The following is a 20,803-nucleotide window of genomic DNA, read 5'->3' on the forward strand; positions in this document are numbered from 1 at the left end:
GAAGTACCACCTCATCAGCAAAACGCCCCCAGTGGTGGTGCCCAGCGACCCGGACCACCCCCTGCCCGACCCCATCCCCCTGCCCGACCCAGTGCCCGGCAGCCAGAAGAAACACTGGAACATCAAGGACAGCCTGACCGAGTGGGTGCGGGAGGAACAGCTGGACAAGGCGGCGGTGCTGGACTGGATGAAGGGGCGCTACCCCATGCAGTCCCAACAGAGCAATGGCGAACTGGTTTACAGCCTGTTGCTCTTTGACCAGAACGGCCGCCCCGCAGAGGGGATCGACCGGTCGCGGCCGGGCGGTTACACCGTCTTTTTCACCGCCACCGACTCGGTGGGCAACACCACCACGGTGCAGTTGGACTACACCCTCAAGGAGCGCACCGCTGACGCTGAGATGGACGGCCCCGACGGAGAAGGCGGCGGGGGAGCCGGCCAGAATGGCGGACAGGGAGGCGGCGGCTCTGCCGGCACCCTGCCCTTTACCGGGACTGGGCGCTGTGGGGTGCACATGCTGGCCCTCTTCATCGCTTTGGCATCCCTGGGATATACCCTCATCAAGCGATTTGCGGGCCGGACCCCCGCCTGGCTGGATTGGCTGCTCTACCCGCTGGCCTCCCTCGCCTGCTGTGCGCTGGCCCTCTTTCGCCAGTGCCGGTGGGACATGCCCGCCATCCTGCTGGCCGTGGCGGTGGTGAGTGTCTGCTCCCTCTGGGCGGCCCGTCAGATGGGGGGAGAGGACACCGACGCCCTCTCTGAATAGTTTCTTTCCCTTTGTGCAAAACACCCAGAGATAGGGGTTCATTTCCAGCAACCCTACAATGTGGGCCGCGGCTCTTGAAAAGGCCGCGGCCCTGCTGGTATAGTGGGGGTGTACGAAAACCTGTTGCAAAGGAGGAGCAGCTGTGAAATACATTGTGGCGGGAATGACCATCACCAACGACGTGGTCTTTGCCGACGGCACCAAGAGCGATTGCCACCTGGGGGGCGCCATCTTCTCGCTGGAGGGGGTGCGCACCTACACCGACGACGTGCTCTACGTCTCCAACGTGGGGGACGATTTTGAGGAGTACTACGGCGAGTGGATGGCCCGCAACAACATGAAGTTGGACGGGATGAGCAAGGTGCTCGAACACACCCACTACAACATCGTCAAGTACCACCCGGACGGCACCTATTACGAGTACTCCATCTACGGGCCGGAGTTTGAGGCCCGCAACCGCGAGGCCACCTGGATCAACGCGGACCAGGTGCTGGCCGTCTGCCAGGGGGCCAAGGCCATGTACATCGACAGCCACGAGAAGGAGCCCTTCTGGCAGCGGGTGGACGAGGTGCGGGCGACCGGCTGTCAAATCCTGTGGGAGCCCCCCACCAAGTGTCTGGTGGACCCAGAGGTGCGGGAAAAGACCTGGAAAATCATCGACAAGGTGGATATGTACACCATGAACCGGCCTGAATCCTTTGCCTTTTTCGGGGTGGACAGCGAAGAGGCGGTGCTCGAAAAACTGTTGGAGTACGGCAAACCCTGCTTCTACCGGGTGGGCTCCAAGGGCTCGTACATGGTGTCGGGGGGGAAGTACGCCTTTGCCCCCAGCATCGACATCGGCGAGTTCGTAGACCAGACCGGCTGTGGAAACTGCTCCACCGCGGCGGCCATGTACGCCTATTTCGAGGGGTATGACAACCTGATGGTGGCGGTGATGGCCAACATCGCCGCGGGGTACAACCTGCTGCAGTACGGCCCCTACCCCCACTTCACCCCCGAGGTGACCGCCGACGCCCTGGCCCTGGCGGAAAAGACCTGCACCGAGCTGCGGGCCAAATAAAGACTCCTCTGCATCCACAAGGGGGCGGCGGCCGGTTTGGCTGGCCGCCCTCTTTTTTGCCCGCAAATAAAATAGGGGGAGGGAAGGGGGCCTTTTTCTCACCTGAAAACCGTGGTATAATAGCCGCAATGCGATTGCACCGGAACGGCCCGGCGGATGGATAAATTTCGTTTTTCCTCCGCCTCGCGACCCATACCGCTGCACGCTTCGAGCCGACGGCAACGCGGCCGCATTCAGCCGGCGGCCGGCCGGGAAAAAAGGAGGGAGAAGATGGGCGAGCAAAGTCCCAAACGCAAGCTGTTTAACATCGTGCTGCTCTGCTGTGCGGCGGTGCTGTTGGTGGGGGTGGTCAACTACTTTCTCAACGGCCGGGGCCACAGCAAAAAAATCGATGCCGCCGAGCTGATGGAGCGCTACCAAGCCGCCTGTCAGGAGGCGGGGCTGGCGGCCGACTGGGAGGCCATGACCTTCTCTGAAAACACCTGGAACGCCAAGTTTGCCGCCGGCGAGGGGCAGCTGACGATGCGGGTGGAGCAAAACGACAAGGGCTACCTGAAGGCCGCCCAGTTTCAGTGGGACACCGGCTCTGTGCGCGACGAGGAGATGCGCCCCTGGGTGGACGCCATGTTCCTCTGCGCCGATGTGGAGCTGGCCGCCAGCGACCTGGACTCGGTCTGGTACAACCTGACCGACGAGTCCTCCATCAAGAAAAACGACCAGGGGGCGGACACCTCCTCCTACTCGCTGCACAAGATGGCCTTTTCCTGGTACCGAGACGAAAAGTTTACCGCCGTGTTGGTGGGGGACCCGGGGGCCTACCGGTAGGCTTTTGGCTTCGCAATTTTAGTATAATTATAATTCTATATTACTGTTTGTATTAAAGGAGGGCAGGTTTTCCCACCTGCCCTCCTTTTTTGCGCCCATTTCCCGTTTTTTCCCGCAGGAGAAAGGCTGCCGCGCGCCGCCGGATTTTGTCCGCAGCTCGACAAAAGAGGGGCGTTTTGGTTGGCGAAAACGCTTTGGTTGTGCTACTATATTGAGTGGTAGAAAATGACCGGGGGAGACCCCTGAAAGGAGAGACCAATTTGGAAGCACACGAAGAAAAGCAGAATCAATTTGCCACCGGAAACATCTTTAAACTGGTGCTGAAACTGTCCATCCCCGCCATCACGGCCCAGCTCATCAACGCCCTGTACAACATCGTCGACCGGATGTACATCGGCCGGATGGAGGGGGTGGGGGCCGCCGCCCTCACCGGGGTCGGGGTGTCGATGCCCATCATCATGATCATTTCGGCCTTTGCCGCCCTCATCGGGATGGGGGGCGCCCCCCTCACCAGCATCCGCCTGGGGGCGGGGAAGAGGGAGGAGGCCGAGTCCATCCTCGGCAACTGCATGGCCCTACTGGTGGCGGTGGGGCTGGTGCTGACGGCGGTCTTCCTCCTCTTCAAGCGGCCGATGCTGCTGGCCTTCGGCGCCAGCGAGAACACCCTGCCCTACGCCGACAGCTACCTGACCATCTACCTGCTGGGCACCCTCTTTGTGCAGACCAGCTTGGGGATGAACGCCTTCATCAACTCCCAGGGGTTTGCCGGCACCGGGATGGTGACCGTCCTCATCGGCGCGGTGCTCAACATCATCCTCGACCCCATCTTCATCTTCGGGCTGGGGATGGGGGTGCAGGGGGCGGCTTTGGCCACCATCCTCTCCCAGGCGGTATCGGCGGTCTGGGTCATCGCCTTCCTCTGCTCGAAAAAGACCATCCTCAAAATCAGACGGCCTAACCTAAAGCTCTGGACCCCCCACTCGGGGCAGGTGTTGGCCCTGGGGATGGCCCCCTTCATCATGCAGTCCACCGAGAGCTTGGTGCAGATCGCCTTCAACTCCAACCTGCAGCTCTACGGCAACGACCTCTACGTGGGGGCCATGACCATCCTCTCCTCGGTGATGCAGGTGCTGCTGATGCCCCTGATGGGCTTTACCCAGGGGGCCCAGCCCATCATCGGCTACAACTACGGGGCGGGCAATGCCCACCGGGTGAAAAAGGCGGTGGGCTACTCGGTGGGGCTGTGCATGGTCTACGCCGTGGCCATGTGGCTGGCCATCCGCCTGGCGCCCACCGTCTTCACCGGCATCTTCACCAGCGACCCGGCCCTGACCGAGACGGCGGTGGGGGCGATGAACATCTTTTTCTTCTCGATGTTTATCATGGGCGCCCAGTGCGCCTTTCAAAACGCCTTTATCGCCCTGGGGAAGGCGAAGGTGTCCATCTTTTTGGCGCTGCTGCGCAAGGTGATCCTGCTCATCCCCCTCATCTACATCCTGCCCCACTTCTTCGGCACCGACGGCATCTTCACCGCCGAGCCGGTGGCCGACTTTTTGGCGGCCGTGACCACCATCACCGTCTTTTTGACCCAGTTTGGGAAGATCCGCCGGGAGATGGACGAGACCCGTCTGCAATTCGCCCGGAAAGAGGCTGCGGACTGACTGCAACCAGAAACATGAACGGCGCGCCGGACAGCCCTTTCCAGGGGGAAACGGCGGAAACAGAACAAGGAGGGAAACCATTGAAAACAGCGCTGGTATTGGAGGGCGGCGGCATTCGCGGGACCTACACCGCAGGGGTGCTGGACGTCTTTTTGGAGGAGGGGATCGCCTTCCCCTATGTCATCGGCTCCTCGGCAGGGGCCTGCAACGCCTGCTCCTACCTCTCGGGGCAGAAGGGGCGGCAGTACACCATCAACACCAAGTACCTGGACAAGCGGTACGCCGGCTTCTGGCAGCTGATGAAAAACGGCAGTTTCATGAACATGGACTACCTCTTTCACACCCTGCCCACCGAGCTTGTCCCCTTTGACTTCGACGCCTTCGACCAAAACCACACCACCTTTTACGCCACCGCCACCAACTGCTACACCGGCATGACCGAATACTTTGAGAAGGAGGGGATGGACCGCTTCCTCACCCCGGTGCGGGCCTCCTCCTCCCTGCCGCTGATGACGCCGATGGTGGTCTGGAAAAAGGCCGCCTATCTGGACGGCGGACTCACCGACCCCATCCCCTTTCAGCGGGCGCTGGAGGACGGGAACGACCGGGTGGTGGCGGTGCTGACCCGCCCCCAGGGCTATGTGAAGAAAAAGCCGGACAGCTTTCACGCCATCAAGAGCGTGTACAAGGAATTTCCCCAGTTTGTCGCCGCGGTGAAGGAGCGGCCCCAGGTCTACAACGGCCAGACGGCGGCCCTGACCCAGTTGGAGGGGCAGGGGAAGGCCTTTGTGCTGCGCCCCAGCGAGAGCATTCAGATGGGGCGGGTGCGAGCCAAACCCGAGCAGGTGGAGGCCCTCTACCAGTTGGGGCAGAAGGACGCCCGGGACAACCTGCCGGCCCTCAAGCAGTTTTTGCTGCGGGGCGACGAGGCCAGCGAGGAGGTGACCCAGTGAAAGCAGTGGTTTTGGACGGATACACCCTCAACCCGGGGGACTTGAGCTGGGAGGGGGTCTCCTCCCAGGTGGAGGAGTTCACCCTCTACGACGGCACCCCCCAAGAACTGGCCGCCCAGCGGATCGGTGACTGCGAAATCGTCTTCACCAACAAGGTGGAGATCACCCGCGAGGTGATGGAAGCCTGCCCCTCTGTGAAGATGGTGGGCCTGTTGGCCACCGGCTACAACATCGTGGACATTGCGGAGGCGGCGCGGCGGGGCATCTATGTCTGCAATGTGCCCAGCTACTCCACCCCCTCGGTGGCGCAGATGACCTTTGCCCTGCTGCTGGAAATCGTCAACGGGGTGGGCCTGCACGACGAGTCGGTCAAGGCGGGGGAGTGGACCGGCTGCAAGACCTTCTCCTACTGGAAAAAGCCCCAAGTCGAGCTCTGCGGCAAAACCTTCGGGGTGGTCGGCTTTGGCAGCACCGGGCGGGCGGCGGCCGCCATCGCCCGCGCCTTTGGGATGGAGGTGCGCGTCTACACCCGCACCCAGCGGCCCGAACTGCTGGGAGAGGGAATGGCCTTTTGCACCCTGGACGAGCTGCTGCGCACAAGCGATGTAATCAGCCTCCACTGCCCGCTGACGGATGAGACGCGGGATCTCATCGACGCCGACGCCCTGCGCCGGATGAAGGAGGGGGCCATCCTCCTCAACACTGCCCGGGGCGCCCTCTGCGACGAGGGGGCGGTGGCCGACGCCCTGCGCGCAGGCCGGCTGGCTGGGGCGGGATTTGACGTGGCCTCAGTGGAGCCGATTGCCGCCGACAACCCCCTGCTGACCGCACCCAACTGCTTTATCACCCCCCACATCGCCTGGGCGACCAAGGCCGCCCGCAGCCGGTTGATGGAGGTGCTGGGGCAAAATCTGCACGCCTTTTTGGCTGGAGAGCCCCAAAACGTGGTCAACGGGCTGTAAAAAGAGCGGGTACTTTTGGGCAGAAAGCGCGCTCTTTCCCTTTTCTGTCTTAGGCGATCATGTCCCCCTCTCACCTGTCATTGTCATCCTTCCCTGCAAAGGGGCGGCCTGTATTGGACAGCCGTCAGACCTCCGCAGCCCCTGTATTCAGGCCGTTGGCACCAGCCGCGCTGAGAAGCGTTGAAGGAATGGGGGCCAGGGGGAAAACTCTGTCAAAGGGATCGCCGCTCGCCCGGGCATTTGCCATCTGATAAAAGCCCTCACGCCAGCTGAGAATTGCCCTACCCACCTTTGCAGCGCCCTCGCGACATCGGGATTGAGAACGCGCTGCCCACCTTTGGATAGCCACTGTCTAGCGCTCTTTTCCCCGTCTCGGGGAAGGGGAGACAAAAAGAGAGGTTTCGGCCAGCACCGATCAGCAGGTGCCGGGCCGAAGCCTCTTTTTTGTTTTGATTTGCGCACTCAAGTGTTCCAGCGGCGGGGGCGTTTTTCTTCCCTGCGGGGGTCGCCCAGCAGGCGGCCCAGTTCAAAGGCGGCCACCACCGCTGCCATGGCGATAGACGCCAGGTCCAGCGGACAGCGGCGGAAGGCGATCAGGGCCAAGAGGGCCAGAGCCAACAGAGTGAAAAAGCCCCAGTCCAATAGGGGGACCAGTTCCCCTCTGCTGCTGCGGGGTGGTGGCTGCCTCTGTCTCCCTCTGCGCCCTCTCGCCGATTAAACTGGGGGAGATGCGCTCAAATCCATCCCCCACCAGCAGGCCGGTTGTCCTCACCACCCAGGTAAAGAGCGCCTTTCCCCTGCGGGAAGTCCACTTGGAAGGGGATGGACAGCGGATCCCCCTCTCTCCCGCCGGCAGCGGCTACACGGCCGACATCCCCCGCAATGAGCACTACCTCCTCACCGCCGTGGGAAACAATGGGCAGCGGGACAGCCAGAAGGTGACGATCGACTGCATCGACACCGCCGGACCCCGGCTCCTCACGATAGAGACCTGCTCCGGGCGGGTCTGGGCCACCCTGCAAGACGACCTCGCCGGCGGGGTGTCGATCACCGCCACCGGGGAGGACGGCGCCACCTACGACCCGGTGGACAGGGATGGAGATTGCCTGGCCCTCTCTCTGCCCTTGGGCCACTACACCCTCACCGCCCGCGACCAGCTGGGGAACCTCTCCTCGGGAGAGCTGACGGTGGAGTGACCTCTCCCGCTTCAAAACCGCTGGTCGACAGAGGGCGTGCGATACCTGTCGACCCCTCAGAAAACAGCAAAAAAGGGGCCCCGACTGAAGAAGTAGTCGGGGCCCCTTTTTGCTGTCAAACCTTCCTGTCTTTTGCCTTCTCTCGGCACTCGGCGCAGACGCCGGTAAACTCCAAGCTGTGGCCCTGCACCAAAAAACCGGTAGTCTCATAAATTTCCCGCTCCAGTCCTTCCAGCGGGCACTGGCTGAGGGAAAAACTTCGCTGACAGACCAGACAGCGCAGGACGTGGGCGTGGTGTTCCCGCCGCAGGGCGTAGAGGGCGCTGCCGTCGGCCCCCAGGCGGCGGTAGACCAGCCCCCGCTCCTCCAGTGCGGCGAGGGTGCGGTAGACGGTGGAGCGGTTGCAGCCGGCCGGGTCGCCGATGCACTCGGCCACCGCCTCGGCTGCCAGGGGCCCGCCCGCCTGCAGGAGGGCGGACAGCACCAGCTGCCGCTGGCGGGTGACCCGCATCCCCCCCTGCCGCAGGAGGGCGTCTGCCTCTTCTCTCATCTGGTTTTCCACAATTCCACACCCCTTTGGTTGAAAAACAGCCGACTGTTTCCTCTAAAAGCCCAGCAGCTGCAGGGCAATGCCCGCCCCGATGCCGACGGCCAATAAAATTGCAAAGATAAGGGCATTTTGGCGCTTGTCGCGGTTTTGTTTAAAGAGAACCACCAGCCCCAGCCCTGCGCCGGTGGTCAGCCCCGCCACCACCGAGCCGAAGGTGAGGCTGCCGGAGAGATAGAGTTCAGTGAGCAAGACCGAGGAGGCGCAGTTGGGGATGGCGCCGATAAGCGCCGCCAGCACCGGCTGCCAGAGGCTGTTTTGCAGCAGCAGTCGGGAGAGATTTTCGGTGCCGATGAGGGCGATGGCCAGGTTGAGGGCCAGCATGATGGCCACGACAAAGGCAAAAATCTGCAAAGTGTGCACCGCGGCGGCCCGCAGCAGGGGATGGCGGCCCCGGTAGGCATCACAGCTGCTGCAGCTGTGGTGATGGTGGTGGTGATCCTCCCCGCGAGGACCCCGCTCGGCCTGTGTTTTCCCCCGCCGGACCCGGCGAAAAATCAAATCGGCCACCAGCCCCACTGCCACAGCCAGCAGCGCCTTGGTGAGGAGCAGCTGCCCCATCAATCCCAAACTGCCGGGGTTTGCCAACAGCACGGGGATGGCCTCGTCGGAGGTGGAGATAAAGACCGCCAACAGGGTGCCGGTGGTGATCAGTCCCCGGGCGTAGAGGTTGGCGGCGGCGGCGGAAAACCCGCACTGGGGGACCAGCCCCAGCAGCGCGCCCCCCACTGCGCCAAAAGGCCCCCCCAGGGCCCGGTGCAGGTTTTTGGCCCGGTGCTCCATGTACTCGATGAGGAGATAGGCCCCGAAGAGAAAGGGCAGCATCTTGACGCCGTCGATGGCGGTGTCGAGGAGAATATCGAAAAGAGTTTCCATAAATGCAGACAAAAGAGGACCTCCCGGCCGGCCAGCAATCTTCGCCGCGGCCTACTTCAAAAGAATAGTAGTTGCAACACAGTCGCAACTACTATCTGAGTATACCTCTTTTTCAGCAAAAAATCCAGAGAAAAATGGCTTTTTTCAAAAATTGGTCAGACCGAGCGCAACGTCTCTTCTCTCCGGCCGCTGACAAGGGTCTTGTAGGCGGGTTTGAGACGGGCGCCGCAGGCCAGAACAGAGGCCCGGGCCAACACGTCCAGCACGTCCAGATACCCCTCTCCCAAGCGGAGTTCATCCCGGGCCACAGAGAGTTCGGTGCAGCCCAAAAGAATGCACTGGCAGCCCTTTTTCAATAGGCTGGCGCTGGCTTGGGCAAAGGCGTTGGCGTCGGCCGGGCGACCGGCCTTGATATTTTGATAGATGATGTCCGTCACCCTGCACTGGTTGGCCCAGTCGGGCGTTTCCGCTGCAATCCCCCTGCGAGAGAAGGCCTTTTGCAGGATGCCGGTGCGGATGGTCCCCTCGGTGGCGAGGAGGCCCACCTTTTTTACCCCCTCTCTCTGCAGACAGAGAGAGGTCTCCTCCAGGGCGTTGAGGATGGGCACCCCTGTCGCCTGTTGCAGGGGGGCAAAAAAATAGTGGGCGGTGACACAGGGGATGGCGATACACCCCGCCCCCAGGCCCTCCAGCGCCCGGATCGTGCCGATGAGGGCGGGCAGGGGGTCGGGCTGGCTGCGGTCGAGGATATAGGCGGTGCGGTCGGGGGTGGAGGGGCGGTTGAGAAGGGCGATCTCCAGGTGCTCCTGGTCACTTTTGGCGTCGGTCATCTCCACACAGCGGCGCATAAAACAGGCGGTGGCCAGGGGACCGAGTCCGCCTGCAACTCCCAAAATTTTCATCTCTTCGCTTCCTCTCTCGGCTTTCGATCGGGTTTCTTGGCTCTGCTCATAAAAAACAAAACACCCCGTATCAGGGTGTTTTGGGGCGCCCTTCAGGAGAACTGGGCAGCCCGGATTCACCGGCTATTCACATTCTGTTATTAGTTTACCAGATAAATTGGTTTACAATATATATAAATTGTAAATGTAAAGTGAAAAAATCTACTGCAAAAGTAGATGAAAGGGGGAGACATGCCATTGAACAGGAGAGTGGTATTGCTGGCGGACCGGGTGCAGTCTTACGGGGAGGTAAACCAGTTCAGCGACAATTTGGAGTGTGTGAGCGAGGGGTATTTTGAGTCCCTCTACGGCGGGTTGCAAGAGGTGGCGCCCGCGGTGGTCCACTACAGCCACCCGGCCCAACTGATGGAGCACATCCGCGAGCACCGGGACGACATCGTCTTCACCGTCTGGTCGGGGCGGCGCTCCCGCAACCGGCGGGGGTACGTGGGCTCCATCTGCGAGGCCTACGGCATCCCCTACGTGGGGGCCGACCCCTACGTGCAGCTGCTGACAGAGGACAAGAGCCTGACCAAACACCTCTGCCGGAAATACGGCATTGACAGCGCCCGCGAGGTGTTGGTGGAAGGGCCCGACCAACTGCCCCAAATTGACGACCTGCGCTGCCCGCTGGTGGTCAAGCCCAACGCCGAGGGGGGGTCAAACGGCATCACCAAGCGAAGTTTGGTGGACAGCCACGACGGCGCCAAACAACTGGCCACGGAGCTGCTGGAGCACTTTCACCAGCCCATCCTGGTGGAGGAGTACATCGAGGGGAAAGAGGTCTGCGCCAGCATTGCCGGCACTCCGGAGCACATCGATGTGCTGGAGGCCGACTTGCTGATTTTAAACGGCAAGGACTACCAGTCCCACGACATCTACAGCTGCGAACCAAAAAAGGGGGAGCAGGGGAAGGTGGAGATGGTGAGGGGCACCCACCTGCTCACCGAGCAGATGAAAGAGCGCTTTGCCCGCCTCTTTAAGGCCCTGGGGAAGGTGGACGTGATGCGGGTGGACGGCCGTATCGGCCCCGACGGGTTCAAGCTGATCGAGCTCTCGCCTGACTGCTACATGGGCGCCGACGGCAGCACCGCCCTCTGCTTTGAGTGGGCGGGGTACAGCTATCCCCAGATGCTGGACCTGCTGCTGCAAAATGCCCTGGCGGAGTTTGAAAAGAGACGATTGCTCTAGTTCCACACGCCGGTCCGCACATCGAGCCGACGTGTCCTTTAATTGAAAAGAGAGGGAGCAGCCCGCGGGCTGCTCCCTCTCTCTTTTTTGAAACTGCTATTCTTCCGGTTCCTCGCTAGGGGCTTCGGAAGCGGGATTGGAGGTGTCGGCAGGCGGCTCTTCCTGGTCGTCTTCGCCGGGCTCCTCTTCTTCTCTGGCGGTGCGGGCCATGGTGACCACCCGCTCCCCCTCGGGGACCCGCATCACCCGCACGCCCTGGGCGTAGCGGGACTGGACGCTGATGTCCGCCACCGAGATGCGGATGATAACCCCGTTGGAGGCGATGAGGATCAGGTCGTCCTCCTCGTCCACCACCTTGATGTTGCAGACCTGGCCGTTTTGCTCCACCTGCTTGTAGTTGGTGATGCCCTTGCCGCCCCGGGCCTGCAGCCGGTATTCGGACAGGTCGGTGCGGCGGCCCAACCCCTTCTCGGTGACGGTGACCAGGGTGGCCCCCTCGCGGACGCGGGCCATACCGATGACCTGGTCCCCCTCCTCCAGGGCGATGGCCTTCACGCCCCGGGCGCTGCGGCCCAGGGGGCGGACGTCGTTTTCGTCAAAGCGGATGGCCTTGCCCATCCGGGTGGCGACAATCAGCTGGTTCTGGCCGCCGGTGAGGCGGCACCAAGCCAGTTCGTCCCCCTCGTCGAGGGTGATGCAGATGAGCCCGCCCTTGCGGTTGGTGTAGAAGGCCGAGAGGGCGGTGCGCTTGATGACCCCCTGGCGGGTGACCATGATCAGGTACTGGTCGTCGGTGAACTCGGTGACCTTGATCATCGAGGTGACCTTTTCGTTCTCCTCCAGCGGCAGCAGGTTGACGATGTTGATGCCGCGGGAACCGCGGGATCCCTCGGGCACCTGGTAGCACTTCTGCCGGTAGAGACGGCCACGGTTGGTCATGAAGAGGACGTAGTCGTGGCTGGAGCAGACGAACAGCTCCTCGGCAAAGTCCTCCCCCCGCCGGGTCATCCCCGACAGGCCGCGGCCGCCACGGCGCTGGGTCTTGTAGGTGGAGACCGGCTGGCGCTTGATGTAGCCGTAGTGGGTGAGGGTGAGGACGCACTCCTCCTGGGGGATGAGGTCCTCGATGTCCACCTCGCCGCTGACGGCGGCGATCTCGGTGCGGCGGTCGTCGCCGTACTTCTCTTTGATTTCGTTTGCCTCTTCTTTGATGATGGAGAGGAGCTTGCCCTCGTCGGCGAGGATGGCCTCCAATTCGCCGATCTGCACCATCAGGGCGGCCAACTCCTCCTCGATCTTGCTGCGCTCCAGGCCGGTGAGCTGGCCCAGGCGCATGGCGACAATGGCCGAGGCCTGCACGTCGTCAAAGCCAAAGCGCTCCATCAACCGCTCTTTGCCCTCGGGGATGGTCTTGCTCTCCCGCAAAATGGCAATGACCTCGTCGATGAAGTCCAGGGCGATCTTGAGACCTTCTAAAATGTGGGCCCGCTCCCTGGCCTTTTTCAGGTCAAACTGGGTGCGGCGGGTGATGACCGATTTCTGGAAGTCGATGTACTGCTGGAGCATCTCCTTGAGGCTCAAGACCTTGGGCTCGCCGCCGGACATGGCCAGCATGATGACCCCAACCGTCTCCTGCAGCTGGGTGTAGGAGTAGAGCTGGTTGAGGATGACCTGGGGGATGGCGTCCTTTTTCAGCTCCACCACGATGTGGATGCCCTGCATGTTGGACTGGTCCTTGAGGGAGGAGATGCCGTCCACCCGCTTTTCTTTGACCAAATCGGCAATGCTGGAGACCAGGCGCGACTTGTTGACCATGTAGGGGATCTCGGTGATGATGATCTGGTTGCGGCCGTTTTTCCCCTCGACGATCTCCGCCCGGCCACGCAGGGTGATCTTGCCGCGGCCGGTGGCGTAGGCGGCGCGGATGCCCGAGTAGCCCATGATGATTCCCCCGGTGGGGAAGTCGGGGCCTTTGATGTGGTCCATCAGCTCGGCGACAGAGGCGTCGGGGTTGTCGATGAGGAAGTTCATCCCCTCGATGACCTCTCTCATGTTGTGGGGGGGGATGTTGGTCGCCATTCCCACGGCGATGCCGGTGGAGCCGTTGACCAGCAGGTTGGGAAAACGGGAGGGCAGGACCGACGGCTCCTGCAGCCGGTCGTCGTAGTTGGGGACAAAGTCCACCGTCTCCTTCTCGATGTCCTGCAACATGTACTCAGAGATCCGGCTCATCTTCGACTCGGTGTACCGGTAGGCGGCCGGGGGGTCGCCGTCGATGGAGCCGAAGTTGCCCTGCCCCTGCACCAGGGGGTAGCGCAGGGAGAAGTCCTGCGCCAGGCGGACCATGGCGTCGTAGACCGCCGCGTCGCCGTGGGGGTGGTAGCTGCCCAGCACCGAACCGACGGTGTCGGCGCACTTGCGAAATGCCTTGGACGCGGTGAGGCCGCGCTCGAACATGGTGTACAAAATGCGGCGGTGCACCGGCTTGAGGCCGTCCCGCACGTCCGGCAGGGCGCGGCCGACAATGACCGCCATCGAGTAGTCCAGATAGGACTTTTTCATCTCTTTTTCCAGGTCGACGACGATGACTTTGGTGTTGTCAGCCGCTGGCGTCACGGATTCTCCTGTACTCATAATGGTTTCTTGCCTCCTCATTGGGGTTTTCAGGTGTGGGCGGGGGAACTCGAGAGCTCGCTACTTGAGTTTCCGCCTCGTAAAGTCGCCGAAGATGGTCTTCATCTCCACCTCGGTGTTCATGTATCCGTTTTTGAAGAAGTACTCCTTCAGGTCGATGGAGAGGATCTTCGAGAGCTCGGCAAATTGCTCGGTCTCCATCTTGGATTTGGGAATGGGGACGCAGGTCTGATCGCCGGTGATGAGGGCGAAGAATTCGGCGTTCTCATAGGCCTCGTAGAGGTTTTTGTACTCCTTGTTGACCTCGATCCTGCCGTCGTCGCTGCGAAAGAGAAAGCTCTCCCGCCCCAGGACGACGATCCCCCCGTGCATGGCCTCGTGCCGGTCCCTGACAATGCTCTCCAGCCGGCGGCGGGTGTAGATGTTGTAAAAGATCGCCATCAGGATGCAGATGACCATCAACAGGGCGGACATCCCCACCATCTGCCAGTTGACCTTGGAAAAGTCCAGGTGGGAGTAGTCGATATAGGGGGAGAGGGTGCCGTTTTCCAGGGTGTGCACCGCCACCGCCGACTGACCCAAAGCGTAGATCATGCTGCAACAGAAGATGAGGGCCATCACCGAAAAGAAGATGGTGCGGACGATGTTACCCCGCTTCTCCTTCTTGCCGTAGACCAGGTCGAACACCTTGCGGGTGTCATCTAGGGTGAGTTCGTACTGCAGTTGCAGGGGAAATTTCATTGCTCGCCGTTCCTTTCAGAGAGGGGATCGCTGGGCTCCTCTTCCTCTCGGGCGGTCAGCTCGTCGGCCTCGCGGTCCAGCTCCTCCGCCTCTTCCAGCTCGGCCTCGTCCATCTTCCGGCGCACCAGCTCCTCGATCTGGTCGATCTTCTCCTCGCCGATGGCCTTCAGGGGCAGCACGTAGCCGCCCTCTTTGCTCATCCGCAAAATCAGGCAGTCCCCCAGGCGATAGACCTTTTGCAGGTCCTTGTAGGAGACGCTGCCGGTACCCACGCAGGAGGTCTCGAAGATCTTGTCCTCCAAAAACTCCAGGGTGACGTCGTTGTGGAAGTACTCGTTTTGATCAAAGGTCTTCTTCACCGCTTTGGAGAGCTGCCGCTCAAAAAAGGCGGGGTAGAAGAGGACCGAGAACAGCCCCATGCACAGCAGGGCCACCGCCAGCACCAGGTTGAGGGAGGAGTTGGCCTGGCTGGTGAAGTTGAGCACCAAAAAGACCACGGCCAACACGATTTCCACCGCGCCAAAGATGGTGACCTTCTTCTTGCTCTTGTCGATCATCTCCTTGGAGACGTGCATGTTGAAGTTGTAAAAGTCATTAAAATCCATTTGAAAGGTGACTTTGAGGATAGGGGATTCCTTGCTCATGGAAAACACTCCTTTTTTAGCGGGCCGAACGGTCCTCGGTGGCCAGGTGAAGGCCCTCCATCTCCTCCTCAGTGAGGAGTTTGGGGATGTGGTACTCCTCGATCTTTTCGCCTAAAAAAGCGCGCAGCTTTTCGACTTTGTCGGGGAAGATGTAGCGCTTGGAGATGATGACGCGCTGAAACTGCCGCAGGTTGGGCTTGTTGGTGTTCTCCTTGATGCGGATGATGATCAGGTTCGACGTCTCCTGGATGTAGGCGATGTCCTCGTACTCGAAGAAGCGCCGGTAGTTGTCTGCGGCGAGGTTGACCTCGCTCTCCCCAAAGGAGAGGAAAATCTTGTCGTCGTAGATGTTGACGATGTTGCTCTTTTTCAAGTTGAGGTAGAGGTTTGTCATGTTGCGGTAGTCGGCGATGTAGCCGCTGTAATACTCGTAGAAAAAGCGCAGCACAAAGACCGCCGCAAAGGCCAGTGTCAGCCAGATGTAGGCCTTGTCGATAAAGGGGGCAAAGACGAAGAAGATGGTGAACAACAAATCGGCGATCAGGCACTTCATCAGCACGTTGGCGGCGTTTTTGCGGTCGTCCAAACAGGACCAGTACTGTTCAAAGAGGAGAAATTCATACCAGTCGTCCTGGTTGTTGATATAGGTGACTTGGGGGTATTCGTTCATAGGTTCTCTCCTGTTGCCATGCGGCCGGTCAGATGTCCAGATTCTTGACGTACCGGGCGTTTTTCTCGATGAACTCGCGGCGGGGAGCCACCTTGTCGCCCATGAGGATGGTGAAGATCTCGTCGGCGCGGGCGGCGTCGTCCATCTCCACCTTGAGCACGGTGCGGTTCTCCGGATTCATGGTGGTCTCCCACAGCTGCTTGGGGTTCATCTCGCCGAGGCCTTTGTAGCGGGAGATCTCCCACTTGCCCTCCAGGGTGGCCATGTACTGGTCGCGCTCTTTGTCGCTGTAGGCGTAGTAGACCTTTTTGCCCTTGAAAATCTTGTAGAGGGGGGGCTGGGCCAGGTAGACCCGGCCGTCCTCGATGAGGGGGCGCATGTAGCGGAAGAAGAAGGTCAGCAGCAGGGTGCGGATGTGGGAGCCGTCCACATCGGCATCGGCCATGATGATGATCTTGCCGTAGCGGACCTTCTCGATGTCAAAGTCCTCGCCGATGCCGCAGCCCAGGGCCAGGACGATGGGCATCAGCTTGTCGTTGCCGTAGACCCGGTCCACCCGGGCCTTCTCCACGTTGAGCATCTTGCCCCAGAGGGGGAGGATGGCCTGGAAGCTGGAATCCCGCCCCATCTTGGCGGAGCCGCCGGCGGAATCGCCCTCCACGATGTAGAGTTCGGTGCGGACGTTGTCGGTGTCGGCGCAGTCGGCCAACTTGCCGGGGAGAGAGGCCGATTCCAGCGCAGTCTTGCGCCGGGTCAGCTCTCTGGCCTTGCGGGCGGCCTCCCTGGCGCGAGAGGCGGTGAGGGCCTTGTCAAAGACCGCTTTGACCACGGCGGGGTTTTCCTCAAAGTAGACCATCAGCTTGTCGTAGACCATCGACTCCACCAGGGAGCGCACCTCGGTGTTGCCCAGGCGGGCCTTGGTCTGGCCCTCAAACTGGGCCTCGGTCAGCTTGACGCTGATGACCACCGTCAGCCCCTCCCGCACGTCCTCGCCGGAGAGGTTTTTGTCCCCGTCTTTGAGGATGCCGGCCTTTTTGCCGTACTCGTTGAACACCCGGGTGAGGGCCGATTTGAAGCCCATCTCGTGGGTGCCGCCGTCGGTGGTGTGGATGTCGTTGGCAAAGGAGAGGATGACCTCGTTGTAGCTGTCGTTGTACTGCATGGCGATCTCAGCGGTGGTGTCGCCCTTCTGCCCCGACAGGTAGATGATGTCGGGGTGGATGCAGTCGAGCCCCTTTTTCCTGTGCAGGTACTCCACAAAGCTGCGGATGCCGCCCTCGTAGTGGAGGGTCTCGGAGAGGGGGTTCTCCCCATCGCGCTGATCGGACACGCGGACCCGCACTCCGGCGTTGAGGAAGGCCTGCTCCCGCAGACGGGAGAGGAGGGTGTCGTAGTCGTACTCGACCTCTTCAAAAATCTCCTCGTCGGCCTTGAACTGGACGATGGTGCCGGTCCCCTCGCAGGGGCCCACCACCTTCAAGTCCTCCTCGGGCACGCCGCGGTGAAATTTCTGGTAGTGCAGCTTGCCGTCGTGCTTGACCCAGACCTCCAACTCGGTGGAGAGGGCGTTGACCACCGAGGCGCCCACGCCGTGGAGACCGCCGGAGACCTTGTACCCGCCGCCGCCGAACTTGCCGCCGGCGTGGAGGATGGTGAAGACCACCGTCACCGCCGGCAGGCCGGTCTTGTGCTGGATCCCCACCGGGATGCCGCGGCCGTTGTCCTCCACCCGGATGACATTGCCGGGGAGGATGTCCACCGAGATGTCGGTGCAAAAGCCCGCCATGGTCTCGTCGATGGCGTTGTCCACGATCTCGTAGACCAGGTGGTGAAGTCCCCGGGGCCCGGTGGAGCCGATGTACATGCCCGGGCGCTTGCGCACCGCTTCCAGTCCCTCCAGGACCTGAATCTGGTCTCCGCCGTACTCTTGTTCGCTCAAGGGTTTATTTTCTTCCACAGATGATTCCTCCCATTGGATGGCGCTGCAGGGCCCTATTGACCCTGCGGCTGGGTTTTGCGGTTGTAGCGGCCGGCCCGCTTGCGCAGGGTGGCCGACGAGATCTGCGAGATGTAGATGCGGGTCTTCCCCCGCTCGCCGCAGATGATAAAGGACTTGGGCAGTTCCACTTGCAGGGGGTCCTGCTGGGAACAGACGTTGATGACCCCGCCCGCCGCCTCACAGCCCCTGAAAAAGGCCTTGGTGTCCCGGGATACCGAGGTGTTTTCGATGTCGAAGATGCCGATGATCGAGTCGGTGGAGACCACCGTGTCCTGGCCGAGGTGGATGTACATAGATCGCTCTCTCTTTCCTAGTGGCGTTTAGGCGGGGGACAGGGCGCCCCGCTCCATCCGAAAGACCCTGCCAGACAGAAGGCCTTCAAAGTGGGCGGCGTCACAGCAGGTGATGAAGACCTGCGCCCCCTCCAGGTGGTTGAGGACATAGCTCTGCCGGCCCTGGTCCAGTTCGCTCATCACGTCGTCTAAAAGCATCACCGGCGTCTCCCCCGAAACCTCTTTGAGCAGGTACCCCTCGGCCAGCTTGAGGGCCAGGGCCGCACTCCTCTGCTGGCCCTGGGAGCCGTAGACCTTGGCGTCGAGGCCGTCGATCTGCAGAGAGAAGTCGTCCCGGTGGACCCCCAGGGTCGAAAAGCCGGCGCCGGTGTCATCGGTGCGGGCGGCGCGCAGCGCCTCTCGGTAGGCGACCTGTACCTGGGGAAGGGGGGTGTCGGGGGAGAGGGAGAGAAAGCTCTTATAGCCGACCGTCAACTCCTCCCGGCTGGAGGAGAGGCCTCCGTAGATGGAGCAGGCATTCTGCCCCAACTTGTTCAGATAGCGCACCCTGGTGCGCCATACCTGCGCCCCCCAGGTGGCGATGGAGTCGTCAAAGACGTCCAGCAGGTCGTAGGCGGACCCGTTTTTGTAGAGTTCTTTGAGGACGGCGTTTTTCTGCGAGAGGGCCTTTTTGTACTGGTAGAGCACATGGATGTAGCGGGGCCGCACCTGACAGATGGCCCCGTCCAAAAAGCGGCGGCGGACCGACGGGCCCTCTTTGACGATGGAGAGGTGGGCGGGGGAGAAGACCACGCAGCAAAAGCTGCCGGCCAGTTCAGCCGGGGAGGTCTTGCCCACCCCGTTGAGGAGGATCTCCCGCCGCTCGCCGTAGCGGAGCTTGGCGCTCTGCTCCCGCCCCTGCGCCGAGAAGGACAGGGAGAGGGTGGCGACCCGTTCCCCCTTCTTGACAAAGTCCCGCTCCTTGGAGGGACGAAAGCTCTTGGCGCCGGTAAAGTTCCAAATCGCTTCAATCAGGTTGGTCTTGCCCTGGGCGTTGTCGCCGCAGATGACGTTGACCCCCTCGTCGGGGCAGAGGGAGACGGAGGCGAGGTTGCGGTACCCCTCGGCCGAGAGGGAGAGGACCTTCACAGGGTGACCTCGTACTCCCGCCCGCCAAAGGAGAGGATGTCGCCGGGGTAGACCTTTTTGCCCCGCTGGGTGACGACCTCCCCGTTGACTTTGACCAGACCCTCGGCCACCAGCTCTTTGGCCTCTCCCCCGGTGCCGATGAGCCCGGCAAATTTCAGCAGCTGGTCGAGTTTGATGAAGGGGGGGCGGATGGAGATGGGCTCAGCCTTCATTTTTCAACCTCACGGGCAGCACCAGGAAGAGGAAGGAATCCCCCTCCGGCGGGGTGACGGTCATGGGGGTAAGGGAGCTGGTAAAGGAGAGCTTCACCTCGTCGCAGTGGGCGTATTTGAGGGCGTCGAGGAGATATTTGTTGTTGAAGCCGATCTCGATGTCGTCCCCCTGCTTGTTGGCGACGAATTCGTCCTGCACCTTGCCCAGAGGGGTTTTGCAGAGGACACTGACTGTCGCGTTCTCAAAGGAGATCTTGAGGGGGTTTTTGAAGCGGTCGTTGATGATGATGGACGCCCTCTCCACACTGTCGATAAAGGTGCGGGTGGCGACGGTGACCACCGTGTTGGAGGATTTGGGAATGGAGTTTTTGTAGTCCAGGAAGTTGCCCTCCAGCAGCCGGGAGAAGACCGAGTACCCCGAGACCTGAAAGAGGATGTGTTTGGGGGAGAGGTAGACGTCGGCCTGGTTTTCCTCCTCTTTGATCAGCTTGGCGATCTCGCTGGCGGTGCGGCCGGGGACGATGAAGTCGCAGGGGGTGAGGATCTGAGCGGGCTCCCGCCGCAGGGCCAGCCGGTAGCCGTCGACAGCCACCAGGGTCAAAATACCCTCCTCTGCCTCGAACTTGATGCCGGTGTGGACCGGCTTCTGATCGTTCTGGGCCACAGCGTAGAGGGTCTGTTCAATCATGCTCTTGAGAGAGGCCTGGTCGATGGAGAGGGTCTTTTCCCCGTCGATTTGGGGGATGGCGGGAAATTCGGCCGCGTCGATGCCGATGATGGTGAACTCGGTCTGTTTGGTGGTGACGGTGGTGAGGAGGTTTGCGTCCACCGTCACGCTGACCGAATCGTCGGAGAGTTTGCGGATGATGTCGGAAAAGAGGCGGGCGGGCAGGACGATGGTGCCGGTCTCCTCGATTTCAGCGGGGATCTGGGTGGTGATGCCAAATTCCAGGTCGTAGCCTGAGAGGGTGATGCTGTCCTCCCCGGTTTGGATGAGGACCCCTTCCAGGGCGGGGATGTTGGACTTGCCGGGCACTGCCTTTTGGATATTCAACATTGCCTCGCTGAGGGATTGGCGGTCGCAGATGAATTTCATGGCAATTTCCTTTCTGTTTGGAAGATAGAAAAGATAAAGATAGTCGTAGTAGTAGGGGGTGTGAAAACGGTGGAAAAAGGGGATGGAGCCTGTCTGTGTGCGGCCTGGCGGCCTTTTTTCGGCGGTGGGGAGCGGTGTGAAAAAGTTGTGGAGTTTGTGGGGGTGGGCGGATTTCTCCACATCGCTGTGAAAAGACAGGGCTTTTATGTGGGGAAAATGTGGGGCGTTTCGGGGAATTTGCGTCACGCGCCCCTCTTTTTTTCGCCTATAATTATATAGGAAGGAAAAGAGAGGGGATTTTCCCGCCCAGCCGATTTTTCCACGGCCGGGGGAGAGGGTGTGGAA

21 protein-coding genes are annotated in these 20,803 nt (G+C 61.3%); 8 read left to right on the forward strand and 13 right to left on the reverse strand.

Annotated elements, in window-relative coordinates; genetic code table 11:
• The 6 genes from ACTNAU_RS10105 to ACTNAU_RS10130 all read left to right on the forward strand — a co-directional run.
• Window positions 1–766 (forward strand): hypothetical protein (locus tag ACTNAU_RS10105; RefSeq protein ID WP_441098358.1); only part of this gene is annotated, 766 nt, incomplete at its 5' end.
• 142 nt (window positions 767–908) lie between these two features.
• On the forward strand, window positions 909–1,829 hold the full coding sequence (locus ACTNAU_RS10110) for a carbohydrate kinase family protein (RefSeq protein ID WP_216402377.1): 921 nt from the start codon (window positions 909–911) through the stop codon (window positions 1,827–1,829).
• Window positions 1,830–2,099: 270 nt separating this feature from the next.
• Window positions 2,100–2,654 (forward strand): hypothetical protein, encoded by a 555-nt coding sequence (locus ACTNAU_RS10115; protein ID WP_216402376.1) that lies wholly within the window; start codon window positions 2,100–2,102, stop codon window positions 2,652–2,654.
• Between the two features lie 260 nt (window positions 2,655–2,914).
• A complete protein-coding gene (locus tag ACTNAU_RS10120) occupies window positions 2,915–4,315 on the forward strand; it encodes an MATE family efflux transporter (protein ID WP_256135464.1) in 1,401 nt (466 codons plus the stop codon).
• A gap of 80 nt (window positions 4,316–4,395) precedes the next feature.
• Complete coding sequence (locus ACTNAU_RS10125) at window positions 4,396–5,268, forward strand: patatin-like phospholipase family protein (RefSeq protein ID WP_185916816.1); 873 nt, start codon at window positions 4,396–4,398, stop codon at window positions 5,266–5,268.
• Window positions 5,265–6,230, forward strand: coding sequence for a D-2-hydroxyacid dehydrogenase (locus ACTNAU_RS10130; protein ID WP_441098359.1), 966 nt, complete (start codon window positions 5,265–5,267; stop codon window positions 6,228–6,230). Before ACTNAU_RS10125 ends, ACTNAU_RS10130 begins: the two co-directional genes overlap by 4 nt.
• A 462-nt stretch (window positions 6,231–6,692) precedes the next feature.
• Here ACTNAU_RS10130 and ACTNAU_RS10135 read toward each other — a convergent pair whose 3' ends face one another.
• Entirely contained in the window at window positions 6,693–6,848 is a 156-nt protein-coding gene (locus ACTNAU_RS10135; protein WP_441098360.1) for a hypothetical protein, read from the reverse strand.
• 56 nt (window positions 6,849–6,904) lie between these two features.
• Here ACTNAU_RS10135 and ACTNAU_RS10140 point away from each other — a divergent pair, with 56 nt between their 5' ends.
• Window positions 6,905–7,426 carry a hypothetical protein gene (locus ACTNAU_RS10140; RefSeq protein WP_441098361.1) on the forward strand — a complete coding sequence of 174 codons (522 nt, stop codon included), beginning with the start codon at window positions 6,905–6,907 and terminating at the stop codon, window positions 7,424–7,426.
• 115 nt (window positions 7,427–7,541) lie between these two features.
• Here ACTNAU_RS10140 and ACTNAU_RS10145 read toward each other — a convergent pair whose 3' ends face one another.
• From ACTNAU_RS10145 to ACTNAU_RS10155, 3 genes are all read right to left on the reverse strand, one after another.
• Complete coding sequence (locus tag ACTNAU_RS10145) at window positions 7,542–7,988, reverse strand: Fur family transcriptional regulator (protein WP_441098362.1); 447 nt, start codon at window positions 7,986–7,988, stop codon at window positions 7,542–7,544.
• Between the two features lie 42 nt (window positions 7,989–8,030).
• A complete protein-coding gene (locus tag ACTNAU_RS10150) occupies window positions 8,031–8,909 on the reverse strand; it encodes a putative manganese transporter (RefSeq protein ID WP_441098363.1) in 879 nt (292 codons plus the stop codon).
• 155 nt (window positions 8,910–9,064) lie between these two features.
• On the reverse strand, window positions 9,065–9,811 hold the full coding sequence (locus ACTNAU_RS10155; RefSeq protein ID WP_441098364.1) for an aspartate/glutamate racemase family protein: 747 nt from the start codon (window positions 9,809–9,811) through the stop codon (window positions 9,065–9,067).
• A 237-nt stretch (window positions 9,812–10,048) separates the two neighbouring features.
• On the opposite strand from ACTNAU_RS10155, the gene ACTNAU_RS10160 reads away from it, so the two are divergent.
• Window positions 10,049–11,041 carry a hypothetical protein gene (locus tag ACTNAU_RS10160; protein ID WP_441098365.1) on the forward strand — a complete coding sequence of 331 codons (993 nt, stop codon included), beginning with the start codon at window positions 10,049–10,051 and terminating at the stop codon, window positions 11,039–11,041.
• Between the two features lie 96 nt (window positions 11,042–11,137).
• On the opposite strand, the gene gyrA is transcribed toward ACTNAU_RS10160, so the two are convergent.
• From gyrA to dnaN, 9 genes are read right to left on the reverse strand one after another with little or no spacing between them, the layout of a single operon-like run.
• Window positions 11,138–13,675, reverse strand: a complete 2,538-nt coding sequence (gene gyrA / locus ACTNAU_RS10165; protein WP_441098366.1) for a DNA gyrase subunit A — start codon at window positions 13,673–13,675, stop codon at window positions 11,138–11,140.
• Window positions 13,676–13,735: 60 nt separating this feature from the next.
• Window positions 13,736–14,416, reverse strand: coding sequence for a YcxB family protein (locus ACTNAU_RS10170; RefSeq protein ID WP_256135473.1), 681 nt, complete (start codon window positions 14,414–14,416; stop codon window positions 13,736–13,738).
• Window positions 14,413–15,060, reverse strand: coding sequence for a YcxB family protein (locus ACTNAU_RS10175; RefSeq protein ID WP_441098367.1), 648 nt, complete (start codon window positions 15,058–15,060; stop codon window positions 14,413–14,415). The genes ACTNAU_RS10170 and ACTNAU_RS10175 overlap by 4 nt, the downstream gene beginning before the upstream one ends.
• Window positions 15,061–15,076: 16 nt before the next feature.
• Window positions 15,077–15,730, reverse strand: a complete 654-nt coding sequence (locus tag ACTNAU_RS10180) for a hypothetical protein (RefSeq protein WP_441098368.1) — start codon at window positions 15,728–15,730, stop codon at window positions 15,077–15,079.
• 28 nt (window positions 15,731–15,758) lie between these two features.
• Window positions 15,759–17,687 carry a DNA topoisomerase (ATP-hydrolyzing) subunit B gene (gene gyrB, locus ACTNAU_RS10185; protein WP_185916805.1) on the reverse strand — a complete coding sequence of 643 codons (1,929 nt, stop codon included), beginning with the start codon at window positions 17,685–17,687 and terminating at the stop codon, window positions 15,759–15,761.
• 35 nt (window positions 17,688–17,722) lie between these two features.
• Window positions 17,723–18,022, reverse strand: a complete 300-nt coding sequence (remB, locus tag ACTNAU_RS10190; protein WP_059002981.1) for an extracellular matrix regulator RemB — start codon at window positions 18,020–18,022, stop codon at window positions 17,723–17,725.
• 27 nt (window positions 18,023–18,049) lie between these two features.
• The gene (gene recF / locus ACTNAU_RS10195) at window positions 18,050–19,150 is read right to left on the reverse strand and encodes a DNA replication/repair protein RecF (RefSeq protein ID WP_441098369.1); all 1,101 of its coding nucleotides are present in this window, start codon (window positions 19,148–19,150) and stop codon (window positions 18,050–18,052) included.
• Window positions 19,147–19,362, reverse strand: coding sequence for an RNA-binding S4 domain-containing protein (locus ACTNAU_RS10200; protein WP_216402362.1), 216 nt, complete (start codon window positions 19,360–19,362; stop codon window positions 19,147–19,149). The genes recF and ACTNAU_RS10200 overlap by 4 nt, the downstream gene beginning before the upstream one ends.
• Window positions 19,352–20,458: a DNA polymerase III subunit beta gene (dnaN, locus tag ACTNAU_RS10205; protein WP_185916802.1), complete on the reverse strand. Its 1,107-nt coding sequence runs from the start codon at window positions 20,456–20,458 to the stop codon at window positions 19,352–19,354. Before dnaN ends, ACTNAU_RS10200 begins: the two co-directional genes overlap by 11 nt.
• Window positions 20,459–20,803: the final 345 nt, after the last annotated feature.

Source organism: Bittarella sp. HCP28S3_D9 (genome assembly GCF_052065655.1).
GTDB classification, from domain to species: Bacteria; Bacillota; Clostridia; order Oscillospirales; family Ruminococcaceae; genus Bittarella; species Bittarella massiliensis.